The 24,500-nt window shown below is 72.0% G+C and carries 22 protein-coding genes; 15 read left to right on the top strand and 7 right to left on the bottom strand.

Features of this window, described 5'->3' with window-relative positions; all coding sequences use genetic code 11:
• The first annotated feature begins 1 nt into the window (after position 1).
• From ACWGO0_RS05460 to ACWGO0_RS05450, 3 genes are all read left to right on the top strand, one after another.
• Entirely contained in the window at positions 2-277 is a 276-nt protein-coding gene (locus ACWGO0_RS05460) for a hypothetical protein (RefSeq protein ID WP_453528333.1), read from the top strand.
• Positions 278-375: 98 nt separating this feature from the next.
• Entirely contained in the window at positions 376-2,979 is a 2,604-nt protein-coding gene (locus ACWGO0_RS05455) for an outer membrane protein assembly factor BamB family protein (protein WP_453528330.1), read from the top strand.
• Positions 2,980-3,100: 121 nt separating this feature from the next.
• Positions 3,101-4,300 carry an NlpC/P60 family protein gene (locus tag ACWGO0_RS05450; RefSeq protein ID WP_453528327.1) on the top strand — a complete coding sequence of 400 codons (1,200 nt, stop codon included), beginning with the start codon at positions 3,101-3,103 and terminating at the stop codon, positions 4,298-4,300.
• 64 nt (positions 4,301-4,364) lie between these two features.
• On the opposite strand, the gene ACWGO0_RS05445 is transcribed toward ACWGO0_RS05450, so the two are convergent.
• The 5 genes from ACWGO0_RS05445 to ACWGO0_RS05425 are packed head-to-tail and all read right to left on the bottom strand — an operon-like array spanning position 4,365 to position 10,135.
• A complete protein-coding gene (locus ACWGO0_RS05445) occupies positions 4,365-5,609 on the bottom strand; it encodes a styrene monooxygenase/indole monooxygenase family protein (RefSeq protein ID WP_453528324.1) in 1,245 nt (414 codons plus the stop codon).
• A gap of 39 nt (positions 5,610-5,648) precedes the next feature.
• Entirely contained in the window at positions 5,649-6,299 is a 651-nt protein-coding gene (locus ACWGO0_RS05440) for a GTP-binding protein (RefSeq protein ID WP_453528322.1), read from the bottom strand.
• Positions 6,280-6,693: a DUF742 domain-containing protein gene (locus tag ACWGO0_RS05435; RefSeq protein ID WP_453528319.1), complete on the bottom strand. Its 414-nt coding sequence runs from the start codon at positions 6,691-6,693 to the stop codon at positions 6,280-6,282. Before ACWGO0_RS05435 ends, ACWGO0_RS05440 begins: the two co-directional genes overlap by 20 nt.
• Positions 6,690-7,169, bottom strand: coding sequence for a roadblock/LC7 domain-containing protein (locus ACWGO0_RS05430; RefSeq protein WP_453528316.1), 480 nt, complete (start codon positions 7,167-7,169; stop codon positions 6,690-6,692). The genes ACWGO0_RS05435 and ACWGO0_RS05430 overlap by 4 nt, the downstream gene beginning before the upstream one ends.
• A complete protein-coding gene (locus tag ACWGO0_RS05425) occupies positions 7,166-10,135 on the bottom strand; it encodes a nitrate- and nitrite sensing domain-containing protein (RefSeq protein WP_453528719.1) in 2,970 nt (989 codons plus the stop codon). The genes ACWGO0_RS05430 and ACWGO0_RS05425 overlap by 4 nt, the downstream gene beginning before the upstream one ends.
• A gap of 362 nt (positions 10,136-10,497) precedes the next feature.
• Here ACWGO0_RS05425 and ACWGO0_RS05420 point away from each other — a divergent pair, with 362 nt between their 5' ends.
• Positions 10,498-11,283, top strand: coding sequence for a hypothetical protein (locus ACWGO0_RS05420; RefSeq protein WP_453528313.1), 786 nt, complete (start codon positions 10,498-10,500; stop codon positions 11,281-11,283).
• 31 nt (positions 11,284-11,314) lie between these two features.
• Here the strand turns inward: ACWGO0_RS05420 and ACWGO0_RS05415 are convergent, their stop codons facing one another.
• Positions 11,315-11,821 carry a MarR family winged helix-turn-helix transcriptional regulator gene (locus tag ACWGO0_RS05415; RefSeq protein WP_453528310.1) on the bottom strand — a complete coding sequence of 169 codons (507 nt, stop codon included), beginning with the start codon at positions 11,819-11,821 and terminating at the stop codon, positions 11,315-11,317.
• Positions 11,822-12,056: 235 nt separating this feature from the next.
• Between ACWGO0_RS05415 and ACWGO0_RS05410 the strand changes: the two genes are divergently transcribed.
• Together ACWGO0_RS05410 and ACWGO0_RS05405 are read left to right on the top strand one after the other, a co-directional pair.
• A complete protein-coding gene (locus tag ACWGO0_RS05410) occupies positions 12,057-12,881 on the top strand; it encodes a lysozyme (protein ID WP_453528307.1) in 825 nt (274 codons plus the stop codon).
• Between the two features lie 246 nt (positions 12,882-13,127).
• On the top strand, positions 13,128-13,808 hold the full coding sequence (locus tag ACWGO0_RS05405; protein ID WP_453528716.1) for a polysaccharide deacetylase family protein: 681 nt from the start codon (positions 13,128-13,130) through the stop codon (positions 13,806-13,808).
• 97 nt (positions 13,809-13,905) lie between these two features.
• Here the strand turns inward: ACWGO0_RS05405 and lon are convergent, their stop codons facing one another.
• A complete protein-coding gene (gene lon / locus ACWGO0_RS05400) occupies positions 13,906-16,329 on the bottom strand; it encodes an endopeptidase La (RefSeq protein WP_453528304.1) in 2,424 nt (807 codons plus the stop codon).
• A gap of 131 nt (positions 16,330-16,460) precedes the next feature.
• On the opposite strand from lon, the gene ACWGO0_RS05395 reads away from it, so the two are divergent.
• The 9 genes from ACWGO0_RS05395 (at position 16,461) to ACWGO0_RS05355 (ending at position 24,467) form a co-directional block, all read left to right on the top strand.
• A complete protein-coding gene (locus ACWGO0_RS05395; protein WP_453528301.1) occupies positions 16,461-17,069 on the top strand; it encodes an isochorismatase family protein in 609 nt (202 codons plus the stop codon).
• 33 nt (positions 17,070-17,102) lie between these two features.
• Positions 17,103-17,714 (top strand): RNA polymerase sigma factor, encoded by a 612-nt coding sequence (locus ACWGO0_RS05390; protein WP_453528299.1) that lies wholly within the window; start codon positions 17,103-17,105, stop codon positions 17,712-17,714.
• Positions 17,711-18,892 (top strand): zf-HC2 domain-containing protein, encoded by a 1,182-nt coding sequence (locus tag ACWGO0_RS05385; protein WP_453528296.1) that lies wholly within the window; start codon positions 17,711-17,713, stop codon positions 18,890-18,892. Before ACWGO0_RS05390 ends, ACWGO0_RS05385 begins: the two co-directional genes overlap by 4 nt.
• Positions 18,889-19,668, top strand: a complete 780-nt coding sequence (locus tag ACWGO0_RS05380) for an ABC transporter ATP-binding protein (RefSeq protein WP_453528293.1) — start codon at positions 18,889-18,891, stop codon at positions 19,666-19,668. The genes ACWGO0_RS05385 and ACWGO0_RS05380 overlap by 4 nt, the downstream gene beginning before the upstream one ends.
• Positions 19,665-21,005 (top strand): hypothetical protein, encoded by a 1,341-nt coding sequence (locus ACWGO0_RS05375; protein ID WP_453528290.1) that lies wholly within the window; start codon positions 19,665-19,667, stop codon positions 21,003-21,005. Before ACWGO0_RS05380 ends, ACWGO0_RS05375 begins: the two co-directional genes overlap by 4 nt.
• Positions 21,002-21,625, top strand: a complete 624-nt coding sequence (locus tag ACWGO0_RS05370; RefSeq protein WP_453528287.1) for a hypothetical protein — start codon at positions 21,002-21,004, stop codon at positions 21,623-21,625. Before ACWGO0_RS05375 ends, ACWGO0_RS05370 begins: the two co-directional genes overlap by 4 nt.
• 121 nt (positions 21,626-21,746) lie before the next feature.
• Complete coding sequence (locus tag ACWGO0_RS05365; RefSeq protein ID WP_453528284.1) at positions 21,747-22,424, top strand: spermidine synthase; 678 nt, start codon at positions 21,747-21,749, stop codon at positions 22,422-22,424.
• A 232-nt stretch (positions 22,425-22,656) separates the two neighbouring features.
• The gene (locus tag ACWGO0_RS05360) at positions 22,657-23,394 is read left to right on the top strand and encodes a response regulator transcription factor (RefSeq protein ID WP_328905824.1); all 738 of its coding nucleotides are present in this window, start codon (positions 22,657-22,659) and stop codon (positions 23,392-23,394) included.
• On the top strand, positions 23,391-24,467 hold the full coding sequence (locus ACWGO0_RS05355; RefSeq protein WP_453528281.1) for a HAMP domain-containing sensor histidine kinase: 1,077 nt from the start codon (positions 23,391-23,393) through the stop codon (positions 24,465-24,467). The genes ACWGO0_RS05360 and ACWGO0_RS05355 overlap by 4 nt, the downstream gene beginning before the upstream one ends.
• Positions 24,468-24,500: the final 33 nt, after the last annotated feature.

Raw genomic sequence — 24,500 nt, 5'->3', positions numbered from 1 at the left:
GGTGAGAAGCGAGAACACCCTCTTCAGAGGCGGCCCCCTGGACGGCAGGGTCCTGCCTGTCCTCGTCGGCGCGACCGGCCATCCCCCCAAGTGGTACGAGGTCCCGGTGCCGGACGCCGACGGCGGCCCGCACACCGTGTACGCGTACGAGCGGATCGCGGCCGGACACACCAAGCGGCTGGGGCTGCCGCGCGGCTGGGTGTACGAGTACGCCCCCGGCGGCCGGGAGCGCCGAACGCTCAAGTGGCCCTGGACGAAGCCCGGCAGCGGGCACTGAGACCCGGCGGCGGCCGGGTGTCCGGGCAACCCCACAGGTGCTGGACCCTCTAAGATCGACGGTCTGGTGCCGAGGCACGGGAACAAGGGGGGTGCGCCATGGAGGCGCTGCGTCAGGACGATCCACGTCACTTCGGCCCGTACACCGTGCTGGCGCGCTTCCGCGAGACGGCGAGCGCCGTGCAGTACGTGGTCAGGGACACGGAAACCGACGGACTCGCCGTCGTCAGCGCGGCACGGCCCGCGCTCGCCGCGGTGCCCGCTTTCCGGCGCCGCTTCCAGGCGGAGGCGCGCACGGCGGAGCGGCTGGCCGGCGGATGGGTGCAGGCGCCGCTCGCCGCCCCGGAATCCGGTGAGCTGTGGACGGCGTGGCCGTACGTACCCGCGCTGACGCTCGCCGAGGCGATCGATCTCGCGGGCCCGCTCCCCGAGCGTGCCGTGCGGATACTGGGTGCGGGCGTCGCCGAGACCCTTTCCCGGGTGCACGCCACCGGGGCCGTCCTCCAGGGTCTCGCCCCGGGGACGGTGCTGCTGGCCGCCGACGGCCCCCGGCTCACCGCGTTCGGACCGCTGGGCGCCGCGGCAGCCGCCGAGGCGAAGCCGGGCGGTCAGCTCTCCGTACGGCTGGGCTACCTCACCCCGGAACAGGTCGGGGGCGAGGAGGCCGGTCCGGCGTCCGACCTCTTCGTCCTGGGGCTGCTGCTCGCATACGCGGCGACCGGCACGACCCCGCTCGCGGACGGCCCGGTGGACGAGGCCGCCGACCGGATCGCCCACGGCAACGCGGAACTCGACTCCGTACCCGACGAGTTGCGTGAGCTGATCGCCCGCTGTCTGAGCAAGGACCCGTCGGCACGCCCCTCCGCGGGCTCGGTCGCGGCCGACCTGGCGCTGGAGGGAGCGGCGGCCCTGGCCAAGGGCGACTGGCTCCCCGGACCGCTGTCGGCCGCGGTGGCCGAGCAGGAGACCTGGGCACGCGGGCTGAAGGAGCCGGCCGAAGAGGCGGCGCCCGAGGAGCCGCAGGACGCGGTCCCGCAGGCAGCCGTCGCGGTGCCGGACACCTCGCCGGGCGCTCCCGTGCCGGTCGGTGGCGGCGGGGACGCCGCCGTCGAGGACAGCAGGACCACCCGGTTCAAGGCCATCGGGGACAGGCCGCCGCACATCGACCGGCCGACCACACAACTGGCCGTCCCCCGCGAGCAGACCGCGCTCCCGCCCGCCCCCGCTCCGTACCCCTATCCGCAGCCCACCGCGCCGCAGGCCCCGCAGGCCCCGCAGGGCGCCGCGCCGTTCGCCGCCCCGCAGGCACCCCTCCCCCTGCCCGTCCAGGCCCCCGCACCGGCCCCGGCCGCCCCTTCCGCCTCGTCCGGCTCCGCGGTCGACCGCCGGGCGCTGCTCACCGTCGCCGCCGCCGGGGTCGCCGGACTCCTCGTCGGCGGGGGCGCGGTGTTCGCCCTCGGGTCCGAGGACTCCGCTCCCTCCGCCGACAACAAGCCGGCGCCCGAGCCCCGCCGCACCGTTCCGGGCCTGCCGCCCGAGCCCCGGTGGATGTACACGCACCCGGCGTCCGAGCCCGCGCCCCTGACCTCCGCGGTCTGGCAGGACAAGCTGCTGGTGCTCAGCGGCGAGAACGCGGCGACGGCCGTCAGCCTCCGTACCGGACGCAAGGTCTGGCAGCAGACGGGCGCCGCGGGCGGGCAGGAGGTGCTGGCCGCGGGCGAGGACCTCTGCTTCGTGGCGGGCCCGGCCGAGTTCCTCTGGCTCTCCCCCAAGGACGGGAAGATCGCCCACCGCGTGGCGTACGCGACCGGGTTCACCGGCGCACCGGGGCTCAAGGTCGCCGCCCTCACCGGCCAGTCGGACTCCGTCGTCTGGTTCACCGGCTCCCACACGGTCACCGTGAAGGCCAAGAAGCCGAAGAAGGGCAAGAAGCCCGGCAAGGACACTCAGGTCGTCAAGGCGTACTTCTTCGCGTACGACATCGTGCGGCGCAAGGAGCTGTGGCGCGTCGGCGTACCCGCCGGGCGCTCCCCCGGCACCCCGGACTACCGGCTCACCGCCGTACGGGCCGCCGACCTCGTCGTACGCCAGGCCGCGGTGACGCTCACCGCCGCCGAGGTCAAGGCCGCGAAGGGCAAGGGCTCGTTCCGCTGCTTCGACCGGAAGACCGGGAAGCTGCTGTGGACCCGGCAGTTCGGCGCGGTCACACCGGACGGAGCCGCGTCGGGCGACGAGAAGGGGAAGCTGTACGGGGCCGTCGGCGACGACCTCCAGGCGTTCGACTCCGCCACTGGCAAGCCGCTGTGGACGCTGAACGGCACCGAGGCGTCCGTCTTCGGCACGCCCGTGGCGGCCGGGGAACTGCTCCACGTCACTAACCGGAACCAGGAGGTCGGCGTCGTCGAGCGGGAGACCGGACGGCTGCGCTGGCGGCGCTCCACGGAGGTACCGCTCGGCGGCAACGCGCCGGCGATCACCCTCAGCGGCACCGGAAGGACGCTGCTCGCCGCGGATCCCACCCAGGTCACCGCGTTCGCGGCGGCCGACGGGCGGCGGCTGTGGAAGTTCCAGGACATCGGGGTGCAGGACCCGGCGAAGGACCCGAAGGGGGCCACGGCCCCCGCTCCGTACCGGGTCCGGACCTCGGGCGGGACGGCCGTCGTGCAGCGCGGCAGGGCGTTCTACGCCTTCCCGGTGGTCTGACAGGCCGCCACGCCGCGCGGTGCTTGCATCACCTGACACCACGTGACCGAATGGAGAGGATTCGGTCATTTGTGGGGTAATCCCACGATGGGCCCCCCACTCCGTCATCGGAGGTGATGTCGTGCCCCGCAGAGTCCTGCGCGCCCTCTGCACAGCGGTACTGGCGGCGGTCGTCTCGGCCTCGCCCGCCACCGCCGAGCCCGTCGACCCGAGCCCGGCTCCACCGGTGAGCGAGGACGACGCGACCGTCGATGCCGACGAGGCGTTCGCAGCGCCGGGCGCCGGCACCAAGAGCGTCACCCAACTGCTGAAGGACCTTCAGACGCTCTACCGCCAGGCCGAGGAAGCCGCCGAGACGTACAACGGCACCGCGGACGAGCTGAAAAAGCGGACCGCCGAGACGAAGAAGCTGGGGTCCGCTCTGGCGGCGGCACGGATCGAGCTCGACCGGGGCCGCGGCGACGCGGGCCGCCTCGCCCGCGAGCAGTACCAGGGCCGGTCCGACTTCTCCGCGTACATGCAACTGCTCCTGGCCCGCGACCCCTCCCGCGCCCTGGAACAGTCCCACGTCATCCAGCGCGTGGCGGCGGGCCGGGCGGCGACGGTGGAGCGGCTCGCCGGGGCGGAGAAGAGCGCGGATCTGCTGGCGGCCCGCTCCCGCACGGCACTCGACAAGCAGCAGACGCTCGCGGCCCGGCAGAAGAAGGAACGCGACCTCGTACGCTCCCGGCTCAAGGACATCGAGGCACTGCTCGCCTCGCTCTCCGCCGAACAGCTCGCCGAGCTGTCCCGGCTGGAGCAGGAGGGCACGGACGCGGCCCAGCAGAAGCTGGTCGCCTCCGGCGCCCTCAGCTCGACGCGGCCACCGTCCGAGCAGGGCGGAGACGCCGTGCGGTACGCGGTCCGCCAGATCGGCAAACCGTATGTGTGGGGCGCCGAGGGACCGGCGTCGTTCGACTGCTCCGGACTCACCTCGACGGCCTGGTCGACGGCGGGCCGGACCATTCCGCGGACCTCGCAGGAGCAGTGGCGGCAGCTGCCCAAGGTGCCGATCGGTTCGCTGCGCCCCGGGGACCTGGTGATCTACTTCCCGAAGGCGACCCATGTGGCGCTCTACATCGGCAACGGCATGGTGGTGCAGGCACCGCGGCCCGGAGCCTCGGTGAAGGTCTCACCGATCGCCTCGAACCCGCTGCTGGGCGCGGTACGCCCGGATCCGGGCGCCGAGCCGCTGAGCACGTACACACCACCGGTACTGCCGCAGGACGCCACGGAGGGCGACGACACGGGGTACGGGGCCGAGACCGCCCCCGCCCGGTAGCATCCCCGCACCGGACCACCGGGCTGTCGCGTCGACCTGAACGACGTGACAGCCCGGTCGCGGGTCAGCCGGCCACGGAACGCGAGACCTCGGCGAGGTACGCGTTCGTCCGGTCGGGCTCGAAGAAGAAGTTGTCGAAGTCCGCCGGGTCGTTGAAGCCGTTGGCGAAGCGGTCGGCGACCGGCTGGAGCTGACCGGCGGCACCGATCAGGTTCAGCACGTGCTCCGGCGGGACGCCCAGCATCGCGTTCGTCCACTTCACGACGTGCTGCGCGGTGTCCCAGTAGCGGTCGAACGTGGACTGCATCCAGTCCGCGTCGAACTCCCGGTCGCCGTGCTCGATGATCGACTCCAGGTAGGCGTTCGCGCACTTGGACGCCGAGTTGGAGCCCTGGCCCGTGATCGGGTCGTTGGCGACGACGACGTCCGCGACACCGAGGACCAGGCCGCCGCCGGGAAGCCGGCCGATCGGCTTGCGGACGGTGGGGGCGTAACGGCCCGCCAGCGTGCCGTTGGCGTCGGTCAGTTCGACCTTGGTGGCCCGGGCGTACTCCCACGGAGTGAACTTCTCCATGAGCTCCAGCGTCTTGGCGAGGTGCTCGGAGGGGTCCTTGATGCCCTGGAAGGCGTCGAGGGGACCGCCCGGGACGCCCTCCCAGAACAGGATGTCCGCGCGGCCGGACGTGGTCAGGGTCGGCATGACGAAGAGCTCGCCGACGCCCGGGACCAGGTTGCAGCGGACCGCGTCGAACTCGGGGTGCTCGGGACGCGGTCCCATGCCGTGCACATAGGCCACGGCCAGGGCGCGCTGCGGGGCGTCGAACGGAGAACGCGAGGCGTCCCGGCCGAACATGGAGACCAGCTCGCCCTTGCCCGCCGAGACCATCACCAGGTCGTAGGTGCGGGAGAAGTAGTCCAGGTCGGATACGGCGGCGCCGTGGATGACGAGCTGACCGCCGCGCTGCGCGAAGGTCTCCATCCAGCCGGCCATCTTCACGCGCTGGTCGACGGACTGGGCGTAGCCGTCCAGCTTGCCGACCCAGTCGATGGCACGCGAGGAGTCGGGCGCGGCGACCGAGACACCGAGGCCCTCGATGCGCGGGGCCTGCGTCTCCCAGAAGTTGACCTGGAGGTCGCGCTCGTGCTGGAGCGCGGTGTCGAACATGCACTGCGTCGACATGACACGGCCGGTCCGGATCTCGTCGGCCGTGCGGTTGGACATGAGGGTGACTTCGTACCCGCTCGACTGCAGTCCGAGGGCGAGCTGGAGCCCGGACTGGCCGGCTCCGACTATGAGTATCTTCCGCATCGCGGTTCTCCGTTACGTGTTTCGTACGCGTGGCAGCTGTTACGCCGGGCTGGCGTCGAGAGCGTGGCCCACGAGGGCCAGCAGTGACTCGACGACAGTGATCCTGTTACGCGCGTCCATGATCACAACAGGCACGTGCGGGGGGACGGTCAGGGCCTCCCTGACGTCGTCCGCCTCGTAACCGGGCGTTCCCTCGAAGTGGTTGACCGCGACGATGTAGGGCAGTCCGCAGCTCTCGAAGTAGTCGAGTGCGGGGAAGCAGTCGGCGAGGCGGCGGGTGTCGGCGAGCACGACCGCACCGATCGCGCCGCGCACCAGGTCGTCCCACATGAACCAGAAGCGCTGCTGGCCGGGTGTGCCGAACACGTACAGGACGAGGTCGTCGTCGAGGGTGAGCCGGCCGAAGTCCATCGCCACGGTCGTGGTGACCTTGTCGGGCGTGGCGGTGAGGTCGTCGGTCTCCTCGCTGGCCTGGGTCATCAGCGCTTCGGTCTTCAGCGGGGTGATCTCGGAGACCGAGCCCACGAAGGTCGTCTTGCCCACGCCGAAGCCGCCTGCGACGACGATCTTCGTGGCGATGGGGGCCCGGGTGTGGTCCAGCTGCCAGGCCTGCAAGGACTCCTCGGCCTGTTCCCTGGGTCCCGGCTGGCGTGGGGCGAACAGCGTCGGCTCAGAGACGGCGGAGTCCATTGAGCACCCTTTCGAGCAGTGCGCGGTCGGGCTGGCCGGTGCCGTGACCGGTTCCGTACACGCGGATCTTTCCCTGGTCGGCCAAGTCGCTGAGCAGCACGCGGACCACACCGAGCGGCATCTTCAGGAGGGCGGAGATCTCCGCGACCGTACGCATACGGCGGCAGAGTTCGACGATGGCCTGGAGCTCGGGCATGACCCGGGACGCGAGGTTGCCGTTGGTGAGCTCGCGGCGCTCGTCGGGGGCCTCCAGCGCGGCGACGAACGTCTCGACGAGGAGGACGTGGCCGAAGCGGGTGCGACCGCCGGTGAGGGAGTACGGGCGGACCCGGGCGGGCCGTTTGTCGGCCCCTCGGACCGGGAGCCTTCGGGCGGATTCAGCGGCGGGCGTCACTGGGCGCTCTCCATCGATTTGCGCAGTTCACTGCGGAGTTCGGGGGTGAGTACGTGTCCGGCACGGCCGACGAAGAGCGCCATGTGGTAGGCGATGACGCTCATGTCGCAGTCCGAGGTGGCATGCACGCCGAGCAGCGATCCGTCACTGATCGACATGACGAAGACGCTGCCTTCGTCCATGGCGACCATCGTCTGCTTCACGCCGCCGCCGTCCATCAGCTTGGCGGCTCCCACGGTGAGGGCGCCGATGCCGGAGACGATCGTGGCCAGGTCGGCGCTGGAGCCCTTGGGCCCGTCCTGCCGGCCGGACGCCGGGGCGATCAGGTGGCCGGGGTCCGAGGAGAGCAGCATGAGGCCGTCGGAGGAGACGACGGTGACCGAGTGGACCCCGGGCACCTCCTCCACCAGATTGCTCAGCAACCAGTGAAGATTCCGGGCCTCGGTGCTCAGCCCGAATGTGCTGGGCGCAGTCAACTGCGTGCCTCCTCGACTGTGTCCCCCGTCTGATCGGTTCGACCGTCGGTACGGTCGGCCGGTTCGGTGTGGCCGGTGTCCGTGCTCCGGTCTGCGGCCACGGCGACTCCTGCCCCGAACGTGTCGTCGGCAATCTCGGCCTCGACGTCACGGCGCCCGTCCTTGGCGCCCTGGTGGAAGCCGCCGAGCCGGCGGCGCAGGGCGTCCTTGTCCACGCCGCCCTTGCGCTCGACCACGGGTGTGCTCGCGGGCTTGACGACCTTGGGGGTGCGCTTGGGCAGCCCCTTGTCGGTGACGACACCCTCGCCCTCGCCCAGCGGCTGCCGGGGGCCGGGAAGGGCGTCGGCGGCGGGGGTGACGGTGGGGGCGGCTGCGGGCGTCGGGGCGGGTGCCGCGAAGGGTTCGGGGGCCACGAAGGGTTCCGGGGTGGGCGCGAAGTCATTGTCGGCGGCGCGCTCGTGGCGGTCGGGGCCGATGGCGTACGGGTCGGGTGTCTCCGGCGACGCCGGGAGTCTGACCTGCATCGTGGTCTCGGCCTCGGATTCCACGGCGACCGGCCGGGGCCCGGGCATCGCCGGTCCGGCGGCGGGTTCCGGCGCCGTCTCCGGCTCCGGCTCAGGTTCCATGACGGGGGTCGCGGCCGGTGCGGCCTCGGCTTCCCGGATCGTCTGCTCGGCCGCCGCGATCAGCGGATCGCTCGGCAGCTCGCCCGACAACTCGTCCGGCAGCTCGCGCGAAGGGTCGCCCGGCAGCTCGCCGGACCGCTGCGGAAGGGCGTTGGAGTTGGCCTCGGCCACCGATCCCGGGAGGTTCAGCGTGGGCGCGTCCCCCGGCTTGTGCACGGGCGGCGGCGAGGCCGCGGGCGGCGCCTTCGGCAGCAGGGCCTGCGGCAGGACGACGACCGCCGCCACCCCGCTGCCCTTCTGCTCGCGCAGCTGCACCCGTACGCCGTGGCGCGCGGCCAGCAGCGAGGTCACCTGGAGGCCGAGCCCCGCCCCGTCGGCGCTCTGCTCGCCGGCCTCGAACGAAGCCGGGTCCGCCAGCCTGGCGTTGAGCTCACCCATCCGTACGGCCGACATGCCGATGCCCTCGTCCTGCACGGAGAGCATCACCTCGCCCGTCTCCAGCAGCCAGCCGGAGAGCTCGACATGGGAGTCGGGCGGCGAGAAGGAGGTCGCGTTCTCCAGGAGTTCGGCGACCAGGTGGCTGAGGTCGTCGGCGGCGAAACCGGCGATCTGGGCGTGCGGCGGCAGGGACTGGATCGTCACCCGCTCGTACCGCTCGATCTCGCTGACGGCGGCGCGCAGGACATCGACCAGCGGGATCGGTCCCGCGTGGCCGTGGCCGTGCTCGGCGCCAGCGAGGACCAGCATGTTCTCGCTGTGGCGGCGCATGACGGTGGCCATGTGGTCGAGCTTGAAGAGCGTGCCGAGGCGCTCCGGGTCCTGCTCGCGCTCCTCCAGGCTCTCGATGACGCCGAGCTGGCGCTCGACGAGGCCGAGGGTACGGAGGGAGAGGTTGACGAAGGTGTGGTGGACCGTGTTCTTCAGCCGCTCCAGCTGGGCGCTGAGATCGGCCGCGTGGACCTGGAGCTCGGCCCGCTGGACGGTGAGCGCCTCGCGGCCCGCGATCAGCTCGCCGCGCTCGCTCCGCAGGGTCTCCAGCTGCCCGTCGAACGTGTGGTGCAGCCCGTACAGCTTGCCGTGCAGGGAGTTGATGGATCGGACGACCTGGGCGAACTCGTCGTTGCGGCCGGTGTAGCGGATGGCTTCCGCGGTCTCGGGCTCTCCCGCGAGCCTGGCGGCGCCGATCCGCAGGACGGCGAGCGGCTGGGTGAGGGTGCGGGCGACAGCCGTGGAGACGCCCACGACGATCAGGAAGCAGCCGCCGAGCAGCGCGAGCCTCAGTTCGAGTGCGGTGACGTCGTCGTCGCGGAGCTGCTCCAGGCGCTGGACCTGGGCGGTGCCGAGGGCCGATTCGACGCCGCGCATCCGGTCGACGCGGGCGGAAAGTGCCGCCGCGACCTTCTTGCGGTCGGCCTTCTGGTCGGTGCCGGAAAGCTCGGGCCTGTCGGTGAGCCTGGTGAGGTACTTCTCCGCGCTGTTGACATCGGGCCCGGTGACGGTGGAGGCGAGCTTGTCGCGGGCGACGGGGTTCGCGGCCTGGTCGAAGTCGGCGAGCGAGGCGAGTTCGCGGACGCGGGCCTGCTGGGCGGCGGCGCTCAGCTCGTCGCGGCTGCGGTCGTCCTCGGCGGCGCCCTCGTCCTGGGTCTGCACCGGCAGCCCCGTGAACGGGTCGGTCTGCGTGACGGGCTCGCTGCGCGGTACGGCGAGGGCGGCGAGGAGCAGCCCCCGGGTGGCCGAAGCCTGCTCGACGGCGCCGCCGAGTGCGAGGGGGGCGCGGGTGGAGTCGGCGGCGCGCGGCGGGGTCTTGCCCGCGAGTTCCTCGGCGAGGCCGTGGAGCTTGGAGATGACCTCGGAGTACGCCTTGTGGGCCTCCAGGGCCGTGCCCTTGCCGGAGAGGGCTTCGCGGCGCAGCGAGGGGATCGTGGAAAGGTCCCGGCGCAGCGCCGCGGGGGCGGCTGCGCGGATCTCGTCCACCTGCTGGTCGACCCGGGCGGAGGGGCCGGCCGGTCCCTCGTCCGCGCCTTCGTCCTTCGACTCGTCGCGGCCCGCCGCGATATAGGCGGTGACCTCGTCGCGTTCATCGGCGAGGGAGTGCGCGAGCGTGATGGCCTGCTGGTTCAGCTCGGCGAGGGTGACCAGCTGCTGGGACTCGTTGAGGTCGGACGAGGCACCGAGCGCCGCGGGGGCACCCGCCGCGAGGACCGTAATGCCGACGACGGCAACACCCGCGACCAGCCGACTGCGTACCTTCACGGTCCGCTTGTCGGCACCCGGAGCCGGAGGGATCGCCCCGGAACCGTCGCGCGTGCTGCCCTTGCTCCGAGGCCGCTTCTTCTGCACCGGTGCTCGCAATCTTGACTCGTCCACCCATGAAGCAGAGGTGACATACGGTCACATGAAAAGGCGCCCACCCCTGGTACGGCTTCTGACCATTCCAGTGGTTTTGAGAGGGGGGCGCGCATCAACCGCTCCGCCACTCGAACGAGTGAACATCACTCCGGAGTTGGCGAACAAGTCTCCCCTGGGGCGCCGTCGGGCATGCACGGGCCACCGGGTGGAAGTTCCGCCCAGGCTTTGGCAGGATGCCCGCCCGCAACCGGCACGGAGCGTTTCCTTCCGCCCGCAGGGCCTGGCTGACCTGCTGGTACGAGCCAACGTCGCGCTCGTGCAGGGCTCGTGAAGGCGTCGTGCAGACTGGCAGGATGCGCATGGAACTCGCCACCGAACCCGGCAGCAGGGAACGCCCCAACGAGGACTGGGCGTCGGCCACCCTCCCCGCGTCCGGCCAGGGTGGATCACTGGTCCTGCTCGACGGAGTGACGCCACCGCAGGGTGACGACGGTTGTGTGCACTCCGTCCCCTGGTTCACCGCCCGGCTGGGCGGAGCACTGGCCGAACTGTCCTGTTCGCGGAGAGATCTGACGTTGACGGAGGTCCTCGCCGAGTCCATCCGGCGCACCGCCGACACGCACCGTTTCCACTGTGACCTTTCTCACGCGAGAACGCCTCAGGCAACTGTGGTGCTCGCCCGTTGGGGCGAACACGAGATCGAATACCTGGTGCTCTGCGACTCCGTACTCCTCCTGGAGTCGCCCGACGGGGCGGTCCGCGCGGTCCTCGACGACCGGCTCGACCGCCTGCCGCCCGGCTCTCTCGCCTCCGAGGCGGTCACCGACGCCCGGGTCCGGAACAAGGAGGGCGGCTTCTTCACGGCCGCCGCCGACCCCGGAGTGGCGTCCCGCGCGGTGACCGGCCGGGTGCCGCGTTCGGAGGTCCGCTCGCTCGCCGCACTGACGGACGGGGCGAGCCGCTGGACGGAGAAGTTCCGGGAGGGCGACTGGACGGCCGCCCTGGAGCTGCTGCGCAAGACGGGGCCCCAGGGGCTGATCGACCGGGTGCGGGAACTGGAGCGGGCGGACACGGAACGCACGTATCTGCGCCGGGGCAAGACGCATGACGACGCGACTGCGGTCTTCGTCCAGTTCTAAGGACTGCGTCCAGGAGCAGCCGGCACGGCTGTCAGTCCTCGGCCCGTTCGTTCAAGTGGTGCAGCAGCCGGGCCAGCTCGGCCACTTCGGCGCGGTCCCAGTCGGCGAGCTTGCGTACGTAACGCTCGCGGCGGGCGTCGCGGACGCTGCTGAAGCGGGCGAGGCCCTCGCCTGTGAGGTGGACGAGCCAGGCGCGCCCGTCCTCCGGATCGGGCTCGCGGGCCACCAGGCCGAGCGTCTCCAGGGCGCGCAGCTGCCGGCTCATGGTCGCCTTGCCGACGCCGATGTACGAGGCGAGATCGGTGGCCCGCTGCGGGCCCGCCGACTCCAGCCGTACGAGGAGGCCGTAGGCGGCGGATTCCAGGTCGGGGTGCACCTCACGGGCCATCTCCCCGGAGTTGGCCCGCGCCCGGCGCAGAAAGACGGCCAACTCCCGCTCCAGAGCCAGGAACTCGTGGAACTCCTGGTCCACACCACTCGCGCCGACTGCGCCGGGTTCACTCCCGCTTTCACTCCCGTGCACGTCAGCACCCCTCATACGCTTTCCTGCCGATGAAAGTTTCTTTCGCCGCCGGTCATCGCCGCAGCTCGGTCAGTATTTCGCAGGCGTAGACCAACGGCAGCTCCCAGACCCTCTTCCGCCGTACAGGTCTACGTGCGTAGCTTCGTAGTTGCCATCGGTGGCATGTCCACACCATGGCAGCTCTCCAGGGGTGTCCCGCACACGTCCCTGAGCCGGCAGTTCCCCCCACCGAGGCCCCGGAGGCACCCACATGCCCGTGCACAGATCCGGTACGTCACGCCGCTCGCGCTTCGCCGCGGTAGGAACACTCCTCGCAGCGCTCTCCCTCCTTCTCGCCCTGCCCGGCGCGGCCACCGCCAAGGAGACCCCCGTTCGCGGTACGGCCACGATGGGCCAGGGCGTGATCGCCCACGACGGCCAGGGCGGACTCCCCCGCGACACCCGCGCCGTGCAGACCGAGGGCGTGGACGTCAGCAGCCATCAGGGCAACGTCGCCTGGTCCACCCTCTGGAACAGCGGCGTGAAGTGGGCCTACGCCAAGGCCACCGAGGGGACGTACTACAAGAACCCCTACTTCGCGCAGCAGTACAACGGCTCCTACAACGTCGGCATGATCCGCGGGGCGTACCACTTCGCCACCCCGGACACGACCAGCGGGGCGACCCAGGCCAACTACTTCGTGGACAACGGGGGCGGCTGGTCGGCGGACGGCAGGACGCTGCCGGGCGTGCTCGACATCGAGTGGAATCCGTACGGCGCGCAGTGCTACGGCAAGACCCAGGCCGGGATGGTCTCCTGGATCCGCGACTTCGTGAACACGTACAAGGCGCGCACCGGACGTGACGCGGTGATCTACACCGCGACCAGCTGGTGGCAGACCTGCACGGGCAACAACTCGAGCTTCGGCGCCACCAACCCGCTCTGGGTGGCCCGCTACAACACCACCGTCGGCGAACTCCCGGCCGGCTGGGGCTACTACACGATGTGGCAGTACACGTCGTCCGGCCCGACGGTAGGCGACCACAACCGCTTCAACGGCGCCCTCGACCGCGTACAGGCGCTCGCGTACGGCTGATCCACCCCCACTGCCTCACAGGGCCCCGGCGACGAGCAAGCGTCGCCGGGGCTTCGTCATGCCCGCCCCGACGCCCTCTATACACAGCGTGTATACGCTCTATGTATAGTCCTCGACGTGCCACACAGCCCGTGTGCGGCCTGCCTCGAGGAGTGTCCTGCTGTGCCCAGAAAGACGACATCGTCCGGTGCCGGGTTGGCTGCCGCTCTTGTGACCGCGCTCACACTCGTACTCAGCGGCTGTTCGATGGAGACCACCGCACCCGGTTCGGCACGTCAGGACGCCGCGGCCGACGCCAAGGGATCGTTCGGGCAGGTGGACTGCCGGAAGGCGAAGTGCATAGCGCTGACGTTCGACGCGGGTCCGGCCGAGGACACTCCGCGGCTCCTGGACATCCTCAAGGAGAAGAAGGTGCCCGCCACCTTCTTCCTGCTCGGCGAGAAGCACGTGCTCAAGTACCCGGAGACCGTGCGCCGCATCGGCGCCGAGGGGCACGAGGTGGCCAACCACACCTGGTCGCACGAGACCCTGACCGACCGGAAGCCCGCCGAGATACGGGCCGAGCTGGAGAAGACGCAGGACGCGATATCGGTGATCACCGGCAAGAGACCGCGGCTGATGAGACCTCCGCAGGGCCGCACCGACGACACGGTCTCGGGGATCTGCAAGGAGCTCGGGCTGTCGCAGATCCTGTGGAGCGCGACGGCGAAGGACTACTCCACGAACGACTCCGCACTGATCAGGAAGCGGATACTCGACCAGGCGGGCAAGGACGGCGTCATCCTGCTGCACGACATCTACAAGGGCACCGTGCCGGCGGTTCCGGGCATCATCGACACGCTGAAGAAGCGCGGCTACACCTTCGTGACGGTCCCCCAGCTGATGGCCCCGGCCGAGCCGGTGCCGGGCACGGTCTACCGCCCGTAGACACCGGACACGCGGAACGGCCCGCCCTCCCCACCGGGGAGAACGGGCCGTCCGTTCCGGCCGTGCACGTCATGCCACGCCCGTCACTGCATGGCACTCACGCCGCGGCCGGGATCCTCCGCTCCCGTAGCCCGGCCGTGGCCGGGGCGAGGGCGATCTCCAGCACCTGGCGGACATCGGTCACCGGGTGGACCTCCAGCTTGTCGAGGACCTCGGCCGGGACGTCGTCCAGGTCGGCCTCGTTCCGCTTGGGGATCACCACGGTGGTGATCCCGGCCCGGTGCGCGGCCAGCAGCTTCTGCTTCAGGCCGCCGATCGGCAGCACCCGTCCGGTCAGCGACACCTCACCGGTCATCGCCACATCCGTACGGACCAGCCGCCCGGACAGCAGCGAGGCCAGCGCCGTCGTCATGGTGATGCCGGCACTCGGACCGTCCTTGGGCACGGCGCCCGCCGGGAAGTGGATGTGCGCGCCGCGGTCCTTCAGATCCGCGACCGGCAGCTCCAGCTCGGCGCCGTGCGACCGCAGGAAGCTCAGCGCGATCTGCGCCGACTCCTTCATGACGTCGCCGAGCTGACCGGTCAGGGTCAGTCCGGACGCCCCGGTCTCCGGGTCGGCCAGCGACGCCTCCACGAACAGCACGTCACCACCGGCGCCGGTCACCGCGAGTCCGGTGGCCACGCCCGGCACCGCTGTGCGGCGCTCGGCCGGGTCCTGCGCGGACTCCGGAACGTGGTGCGGGCGTCCGATCAGAGCCCGCAGATCCTCGTCGGTGACGGTGAACGGCAGCTCACGGTCGCCCAGTTCGTGCTGGGCCGCGACCTTGCGGAGCAGCCGGGCGACGGCCCGCTCCAGATTGCGTACGCCGGCCTCGCGGGTGTACTCGCCGGCCAGCTTGCGCAGCGCGGACTCGTCGAGCGTGACCTCTTCCTTCTCCAGACCGGCCCGCTCCAGCTGGCGCGGGAGCAGGTGGTCGCGGGCGATGACGACCTTCTCGTCCTCGGTGTAGCCGTCCAGCCTGACCAGCTCCATGCGGTCGAGCAGGGCCTCCGGGATGGCGTCGAGCACATTGGCCGTCGCCAGGAAGACGACGTCGCTGAGGTCGAGTTCGACCTCCAGGTAGTGGTCGCGGAAGGTGTGGTTCTGCGCCGGGTCGAGGACCTCCAGGAGGGCGGCGGCCGGGTCGCCCCGGAAGTCCGAACCGACCTTGTCGATCTCGTCGAGCAGGACGACCGGGTTCATGGAACCGGCCTCCTTGATGGCGCGGACGATACGTCCCGGCAGGGCGCCCACGTACGTACGCCGGTGGCCCCGGATCTCCGCCTCGTCCCGGACCCCGCCGAGCGCGACGCGGACGAACTTACGGCCCATGGCGTGCGCGACGGATTCGCCGAGCGAGGTCTTTCCGACGCCCGGCGGCCCCACCAGCGCCAGCACGGCGCCGCCGCGCCGCCCGCCGACGACACCCAGCCCCCGGTCGGCGCGCCGCTTGCGCACCGCCAGGTACTCGGTGATCCGCTCCTTCACGTCTTCGAGGCCCGCGTGCTCGGCGTCGAGAATGCGCTGGGCGCCGGGAATGTCGTACGCGTCCTCGGTCCGCTCGGTCCACGGCAGTTCGAGGACGGTGTCGAGCCAGGTCCTGATCCAGGATCCCTCCGGGCTCTGGTCGGAGGAACGCTCCAGCTTGTCGACCTCCTTGAGCGCGGCCTCGCGGACGTGCTCGGGAAGATCGGCGGCTTCGACACGGGTCCGGTAGTCGTCGGACTCGTCCTCCGGATCGCCGTTGAGCTCGGAGAGCTCCTTGCGTACGGCGTCGAGCTGGCGCCGCAGCAGGAACTCGCGCTGCTGCTTGTCGACGCCCTCCTGGACGTCCTTGGCGATGGACTCGGCCACGTCCTGCTCGGCGAGGTGTTCGCCGAGCCACTGGATGGCGAGCTTCAGCCGGACGACCGCGTCGGCGGTCTCCAGGAGCTGCACCTTCTGGGCGGTGGTCAGGAACGGCGAGTACCCGGAGTTGTCGGCGAGCGCGGAGATGTCCTCGATCTGCTGCACCCGGTCCACGACCTGCCAGGCGCCGCGCTTCTTCAGCCAGCTGGTCGCGAGTGCCTTGTACTCCTTGACCAGTTCCACGGCGGAGCCGGGCAGCGGATCCGGGACGAGCACGTCGACCCTGGTCCCCTCCACCCACAGCGCTCCCCCGGGCCCACTGGTCCCGGCACCGATCCGCACCCGGTCACGGGCCCGGATGAGCGCACCCGGGTCGCCGTCCGAGAGCCGCCCGACCTGCTCGACGGTGCCGAGGACACCGGTCCCCGTGTAGGTCCCGTCGATACGCGGCACGAGCAGCACCTCGGGCTTGCCGCCACCGGCGCGCGCGGCGGCCTGGGCGGCCTCCACGGCGGCGCGCACCTCCGTGTCCGACAGATCCAGCGGCACCACCATTCCGGGCAGCACCACCTCGTCGTCGAGCGGCAGCACAGGCAGATCCATCGGTGTGAACGCCTTGGACTCCGTAGCCATGATCTCCCCTTCGGCAGTCAAGTTGAGCTATGTCGACTCAATGCTCCTGAGCGGCCGAATGTTCCCCGGAGCGCGTTCGCTCTCAGCGATCACCTGTCTGGGGCTCTCCTACGGTTCAACATGATGGCGCCATGACCCATACCGCGTTTCCCGAAAAATCCCTGCCGGCCGCCCTGATAGACGCCCTGATCGTCGTGGACGTCCAGTCGGCCTCCGTCTCCGGCGACGGGGCGGTGCCGGGCGCGGCCCGGCTCCTGGACCGGACGACGGACCTGATCGCCCGGGCCCGGGAGGCGGGGTCGCTCGTCGTGCACATTCAGAACGACGGGCAGCCCGGAGCGGACGACGAGCCGCACACCCCCGGCTGGGAGCTCCACCTCCCCGTCGAGACAGGACCCACGGAGTTCGTGATCCGCAAGCCCAGGGACGACGGCTTCGAGGGGACCCCGCTCGGCAGCCTGCTGACCGATTCCGGCGTACGGGGACTCGTCATCTGCGGCCTGATGTCCGAGATGTGCGTCCAGGCGACGGCCCGGGGCGCCCTGGAGCGCGGGTACCGGGTCGTCCTGCCCCACGACGCCCACGCGACGCACAACATCCCGGCGGTACCCGGAATCAGCGAGGAGATCCCGGCCGCCACGGCTTCACGGGTCGCCGCCTGGGCCATCAGCAACGAGGCCGAGGTCACCACTCCGGCCTCGGACGTCAGGTTCGCCGCACTGCCGTCACCCTCCCGGTGAACCGGATGCGGTCCCGCCGTCGATAGAGGGATTGTGAGGCTGCTACGCCCTGCGGGGGACCACAGGAACGACGAGGACGAGGACGCCGCGCTGCTGCGCGCCGTCGCTCAAGGGGACGCGAGCGCCCTCGGCGCGCTGTACGACCGGCACGCGGGCTGGCTCCATGCCCGGCTGACCCGGCGGTGCGGGGACGCGGAGACCGTACGGGAGGTATTGCAGGACACCTTCGTGACGGCCTGGCAGTCCGCCGGGTCGCACCGGGGCACGCGGGTCGGCGGCTGGCTGTGGGTGATCGCGGCCCGCCGCCTGGTGGACGCGCAACGGGCCGGGGCCAGAGCGGCACGGCCTGGTTCCGCTTCCGGGTCCCGGGACATCGCGTGGGACGCCGTGCCCTCCGCCGAGGAACGGGTGCTGGCCGGGCTGGAGTACGGCGACGTGGGCACCGCGCTCGACCGGATCTCCCCCGAACTGCGGGAGGTGCTGCGGGCGACGGTCATCGACGGCCTGACGACCCGGGAGACCGCCCGGCTGCTCGGCATACCGGAGGGCACCGTCAAGACACGGGCCATGCGCGCCAGACGTGAACTGCGCGCGGCCCTCGATCTGTTGGCCACGGACCACGATCCGCTGGGAGGTACGGCATGAGGCGTACGGACACGTGGCACGTGGACGAGGAACTCGCCATCGGGTACGCGGCAGGCACGGCGGCGGAGACGGACGCCTGGTCACTGGAGAAACACGTCGAGGCGTGCGGAAGCTGCGCGGCACGGGTGTCGTCTGCGGTCACCGCCCGGGACGGCATGGGGGCGGCCCTGGCGGACATCCGAGCGACGGTACTTGCGGCTGCGGCGCCCCAGCGGGCGACGGCCCGGGCCCCACACCCGTGGGACGCGCTCCGGCCCGGGGCGGGGCCTGCGGCCGCCCGGGGGGGCGGGGCGGGGGCGGGGTCCGCGGTCACCCGCGCACTCCGGTCCGGGGCGGGGCCTGCGGCCACCCGGGGGCACCGGGGCGGGGCGGAGCCTGTGGCCGCCCGGGGGCGCCGGGCCGCCGCCCGGTTCGCCCGCGCCCTCCGGGCGGGGGCCGGCCACCCGGACACCCGCGCGCGGCGGGGCACGATCGGCTCCCCGGACACCCTTGCGCGGCGCACGAAGGCCGGCAGCAGGGCCCTCCGCGCGCTCCGCGCCCGCCCCGGCTCCGCCGTCGCCCGCGTTCTCTGGGCCGCGGGGCCTGCCCTGCGCGGGCCCTGGCTGCTGGCTCTCGTCCTCGTGGCCCTGGGCGCCCTCGCCCTGGCGTACGGGGCGGGGCTCGGCGGGGAGGTCCGGCCTTTGCTCCTCGTCGTCGCGCCCGCGCTGCCGCTCGCGGGGGTGTTCGTCTCGTACGGGCGGCACGCCGATCCCATGCACGAGATCACCGCCGCGACCCCGTCCGGCGGGCTGCGGCTGCTGCTGACCAGGACCGCCGCGGTGCTCGGAGCGAGCATCCCGGCGCTGACGCTCGCCGGGGCCGCGCTGCCCGCGGCCGTGGGCGGGCCCGGCGCCGTGGCGTGGCTGCTGCCCGGACTGGCGCTGACACTCGCGGCCCTGGCCCTCGGTTCGTACGTCGGCTGCCGGACCGGCGCCGCGGCCGTCGCCGCGGGCTGGGCCTTCGCCGTCGCCCTTCCCACCGTCGGCACCTCGCCCCGAGGTCCGTTCGCCCTGGCGGCCGAGGCCGCCACGTACTTCGCGGGGCCCGGCGTCCAGACCGGCTGGGCGGCCGGTGCGCTGGTGTGCGCGGCGCTTCTCGCCGTACGCCGTAAATCCTTCGACCATCTGGAGACGTCGTGAGTGCAAGGGTCACCGGACTGACCGTCCGGCACCGCAGGAAGACCGCGCTCGACGCCGTCGACCTCGACTTCGCGGCGGGTGTGCACGGCCTCCTCGGGCCGAACGGCGCGGGCAAGACCTCGCTGATCCGCGTACTGGCGACCGTGGCTCCACCCGCCGGGGGGCGGGTGGAACTGCTGGGCCAGGACGTCGGTGACGCGTCCGGGCACCGCGCCCGCTCGGCGGTGCGGCGCAGGCTGGGCTATCTGCCGCAGGAGTTCGGGTACTACCCGGGCTTCACGGTCCGCGAGTTCGTCGGGTACGTCGCCTGGCTCAAGGAGATGGACGGCGCGGCCACCCCCGCCGCCGTGGAACGCGCCGTGGAACGCGTCGGCCTGGCCGACCGGATCGACGCCAAGGTGAAGACCCTGTCCGGCGGCATGATCCGCCGGGTCGGCATCGCGCAGGCGATCGTCAACGAACCGGACCTGTTGCTGCTCGACGAGCCGACCGCCGGTCTCGACCCGGAGCAGCGGGTCGAATTCCGTTCTCTGCTAAGGGAGTTGGGGCGCACGGCCACCGTGATCGTCTCCACCCATCTGGTCGAGGACGTCGCCGCCGCGTGCACCGACGTGACGCTGATCGAGGACGGCCGGGTCGCCTACCGGGGCACGACGGCCGAACTCGTCGGGCTGGGCGGCGACTCAGGTGGGGCGGACGGCCTGGACGGCAACCCCATCGAGCGCGGCTACACGGCGGCGCTGCGCACGCACCGTACGGCGGTGGGCGCCCGATGACGGACGTACTGACCCCGCCGGACGCCACCAGGCACCGGCCCGCCGGCCACCCGGCGCGCACCGCTCTCACCACTCTCACCGCTCTCACCGCCGAGTTCAGGCGGGGCTTCGCCCCCTGGACGGGGCCCGCCGTCGCCCTGACCCTCCTCGTGACGATGGCCGCCAAGGCGGGCCAGTGGCAGGGGAGCTGGGGCGAGACGCAGAGCCTGCTGCACTCCGCCGCCACGCTGCTCACCGGCCCGCTCACGGCCGCCGCCGGCTGCTGGCAGGGCGGTCGCGAGCACCGCCGCAGGACCGACGGCCTGTGGCTGTCCGTCCCCCGCAGCCCGCTGGCCCGGCTGGTGACGGCCGCCGCGCCCGTCGCCGTATGGGCCGTCGCCGGCTACCTCGTAGCGCTGGCCGGGCTGTCGGCGGCGACCTTGCCGTACACCGGCGCCGGCGGCCCTTCGCTCACGCTCGTCCTCGCGGATGTCTGCTTCCTGGTGTGCGCGGCGTTCCTGGGCTTCGTGGCCGGGCGGGTGTGCCGGTGGCGGCTGACCGCGCCGGTCGTCGCCGCGGTCACGTACGTCGGCCTGGGCGCCCCTACGTACATCAACTCCGACGTCCGGCGTCTGAGCCCGGCCGACGGGGTCTACGGCGTCCCCGTCTGGTGGTTCGGTCCCGTCATGGCCGCGTGGGTCGGCGGACTGACGCTCACCGTGGTGCTCGGATACGCGGCCCGGCGCCGGTTCCTCGCCGTCGTACCGCTCGTGGTGGCCGCGTCGGTGGCGCCGCTGATCGTGCACACCGGGCCCGATCTGTTCCGGGACGACCCGGTGGCAGCACGGCTGGTGTGCGGGGACACCACCCCGCAGGTCTGTGTGAGCGGGCTCGACGGGCCGCTGCTGCCGCAGGCTTCCGAGGCCCTGGCCGGACTGTTCTCCCGCCTTGAGGGGGTGCCGGGCGCTCCGGTCCGGTACGTGGATTCCGTTGACCCCCCGCGCGAGGGCGAGTCCGCGCTGCCGCCGCTGACCCGCGGATGGACCGTCGTACGCGACGAACTCCTCCGGCCCGAGGACTACGTCACCCAGACCATGTACAACCTGGTGGCCCGCGACTGTCCCGGCTCGATGCACGAGGACGAGTCGGCCGGCGCCGTCCGGATGTGGGACACCGACCAGGCCGTCCAGAGCTGGCTGGCTCCCGGTTCCGTCTACAGCCATCCACCGGAGGACGCGCCACACCGCACCTACCTGGCCCGCCTCACCGCGATGCCCGAAGCCGACCGCAGGAGCTGGCTCGGCCGCTATCTGGCCTCGCGCGACAGCTGCGACCCGAAGGAGGTCCCCGTCCTGTGACCGCTCCCGCGACGCTTCGGACGGGCCCCGCCCTCCACCTCCGCTCCCGCGCCCTCCCGCTCACCGCCGCCGCCCTGACCGCCATCGTCCTGGTGGCCGCCTGGGCCGCCGACTGGCTGGAGGACCGGCCGTACTTCGACCACACCGCGCGCGTCCCGGTCCTGGTGCTCGCCCCGCTGCTGGCCTCCGCCGCCATCGGCACCGGCCTGTACTCGTACTCCGACGAGCTGGACCGGACCGCCGTGCGCCCCTGGTGGCCGCACCGGCTTCGGTACCTGCTGGGCCTGACCGCCCTCACGGCGGGCGCGCTCGCGCTGGCCGTGCCCGGGCACCCGGAGGCGTTCGGCGCGCCCGGGATGGTCCGCAACGTCCTGGGTGCGACCGGGGTCGCCGCCGCGGGAGCCGCGCTGCTCGGGGCCCGGCTGAGCTGGCTGCCGATGACCGTCTACGGCGGCGCGGTCTATCTGGCGGCGCCCCGCACCCCGGGCGGCGCGGCGGCGTACTGGGCGTGGCCGATGCAGCCGGGACCGCAGCCCGCCGCGTGGGCCGTGGCTCTGACGGTGTACGCGGCGGGGGCGGCGCTCCTCGTGGTGCGCGGCGCGCGGCCGGAGTCCGGCTGAGCGCGTCCGCGCTCCGATGCCCCTGCCGCCGGCTCCCGAATTCGCTGGTCCGGGGCCGCGCGGCGCGACAGGATGGTTCGTCGGAACCGACCGCCACCACCGGAGACCGGAGAGTCACGTCATGTCCGCGAGTACCGCCCCCGTCACGCTCGACCGCCGTGAGGGACCGTTCGGCGAGGTCGTCCTGCGTGAGCGCGGGGACGACTTCGAGATCATCGCCAACGGGTGTTTCCTCATGGACACCTCCGACGGACGGTCCGAGCGGCTGCTGATCGACGCCGCACTCGCGGCGCTGCCCGCCGACCGCACCGCTCCGGCCGTGCTCATCGGCGGCCTCGGGGTCGGCTTCTCGCTGGTCCGGGCGGCCGAGGAGGCGCGGTGGGGGCGGATCGTGGTCGTCGAGCGGGAACAGGCGATCGTCGACTGGCACCGGGAAGGGCCGCTGGACCGGATCTCCGGCCCCGCACTCGCCGATCCGCGGACCGAGATCGCGCACACGGACCTGGTCGCCCACCTCCGTACGACCACGGAGCGTTACGACGCGTTGTGCCTGGACATCGACAACGGCCCCGACTGGACCGTCACGGAAGACAACGGAAGCCTCTATTCCGCCGCCGGTCTCGCGGCCTGCAAGGAGCGTCTCACGCCGGGCGGGGTGCTCGCCGTCTGGTCCGCGCAGCCCTCCTCCGCTTTCGAACAGGCATTGCGGAATGCCGGATTCAGCGCGGTACGCACTGAAGAAGTAGCCGTTGCCCGAGGTGTTCCGGACGTGGTCCATCTCGCACTGCGGACCGACTGACCCCCCACCCGGTATGCGCGGCCCCCGTATGCCGGGGGCCAAGCCCCACAAGGCCGACGATCCGCCCTTCCCGGCGGGCGGAACCGGTCACGCGCGACAACACCCTGCGTAGCCGTGGACCGTCCTGTGCCTTTACGCTGCTGAGCGGCACATGGGATTACCCACGAAATCCACAAGCGAAGACCGTGCCTCCGGGGGAATGGCTCCCGCGAGAACGGGCAGGGGCGGGGCGATGGAACAGACACACACCACCCACAACGGCGTCGCGGCCACCCCGGGCGCGCAGCGCCGGGTCCTGGTGGTCGAGGACGACTCCACGATCGTGGACGCCATTGCCGCGAGACTCCGGGCCGAGGGCTTCCTCGTGCAGACCGCGCTCGACGGCCCCGCGGCCGTGGACGCGGCCGAGGCGTGGCAGCCCGACCTGATGGTCCTCGACATCATGCTTCCCGGCTTCGACGGCCTGGAGGTCTGCCGGCGCGTGCAGGCCCAGCGCCCTGTGCCGGTCCTGATGCTGACGGCACGCGACGACGAGACCGACATGCTGGTCGGACTCGGCGTCGGCGCCGACGACTACATGACCAAGCCCTTCTCCATGCGCGAGCTGGCGGCCCGGGTGCACGTCCTGCTGCGCCGGGTGGAGCGTGCCGCGCTCGCCGCGGTCACCCCGCGCAGCGGCATCCTGCGCCTCGGCGAGCTGGAGATCGACCACGCGCAGCGCCGGGTGCGGGTGCGGGCGGACGACGTCCACCTCACACCGACCGAGTTCGACCTGCTGGTCTGCCTGGCCAACACACCGCGTGCGGTGCTCTCCCGGGAGCAGTTGCTGGCCGAGGTCTGGGACTGGGCGGACGCCTCGGGCACCCGTACCGTCGACAGCCACATCAAGGCGCTGCGCCGGAAGATCGGCGCCGAGCGGATCCGTACCGTCCACGGCGTCGGCTACGCCCTGGAGACCCCCGCGCCATGAACGGGCCCGGCTGCCGGCTGAGGCCGTTCTCCATCAAGGCCAAGCTGGGCACGCTGGTCGTGATCTCGGTGTTCATCACCACGGGGCTGCTGATCGTGGCCCTGCGGACCCGCACCGAGTTCCGGTTCATCACGGTGTTCTCGGTGATCGCGACCTTGCTGATCACCCAGTTCGTGGCGCACAGCATGACCGCGCCGCTGGACGAGATGAGAGCCGTGGCCAGGTCCATCTCGCACGGCGACTACACGACGCGGGTGAGCGGGGCGGGCCGCCGTGACGAGCTGGGCGACCTGGCGCAGACGATCAACCGCATGGCGGACGATCTGGAGGCCGAGGACCGGCACCGCAAGGAGCTGGTGGCCAATGTCTCCCATGAACTGCGCACACCCATCGCGGCGCTGAGAGCCGTGCTGGAGAACGTCGTCGACGGGGTGTCGGCCGCCGACCCCGAGACGATGCGTACGGCGCTGAAGCAGACGGAGCGCCTCGGCAGGCTGGTGGAGACGCTGCTCGATCTCTCCCGGCTCGACAACGGGGTGGTGGCGCTGAAGTCCCGCCGCTTCGAGGTCTGGCCGTATCTGTCGGGGGTACTGAAGGAGGCGAACCTCGCGGCTTCGCAGCGCGGCCTGTCCTCCGGATCGGGCAACCACTCCCGTCTCGACGTCCATCTCCATCTCGATGTGTCGCCGCCCGAGCTGACGGCGCACGCGGACGCGGAACGCCTGCACCAGGTGGTCGCCAACCTCATCGACAACGCGGTCAAGCACAGCCCGCCGCACGGCCGGGTCACGGTGCTGGCCCGGCGCGGGCAGAACCCGGAGTCGCTGGAGCTGGAAGTCGTCGACGAGGGCCCCGGCATCCCGGAGGCCGAGCGCCACCGCGTCTTCGAGCGGTTCAACCGAGGTCAGGCCCCGTCCCCGCACGGACCCGGCAGCGACGGCGGTACGGGTCTGGGTCTGGCGATCGCCCGCTGGGCGGTGGAGCTGCACGGTGGCCGCATCGGCGTGGCCGAATCCTCACGCGGCTGCCGGATACAGGTCACTCTTCCGGGAGTCCGCCAGTCGCGCGGTTGACATAGAGTTCGAACCGGAAGGGCACGTTCTGCG

The sequence above is a fragment of the Streptomyces sp. NPDC055749 genome (assembly GCF_053617235.1).
Note: the sequence above shows the minus strand (reverse complement) of the source record. Positions and strands in the feature narration are given on the sequence as shown.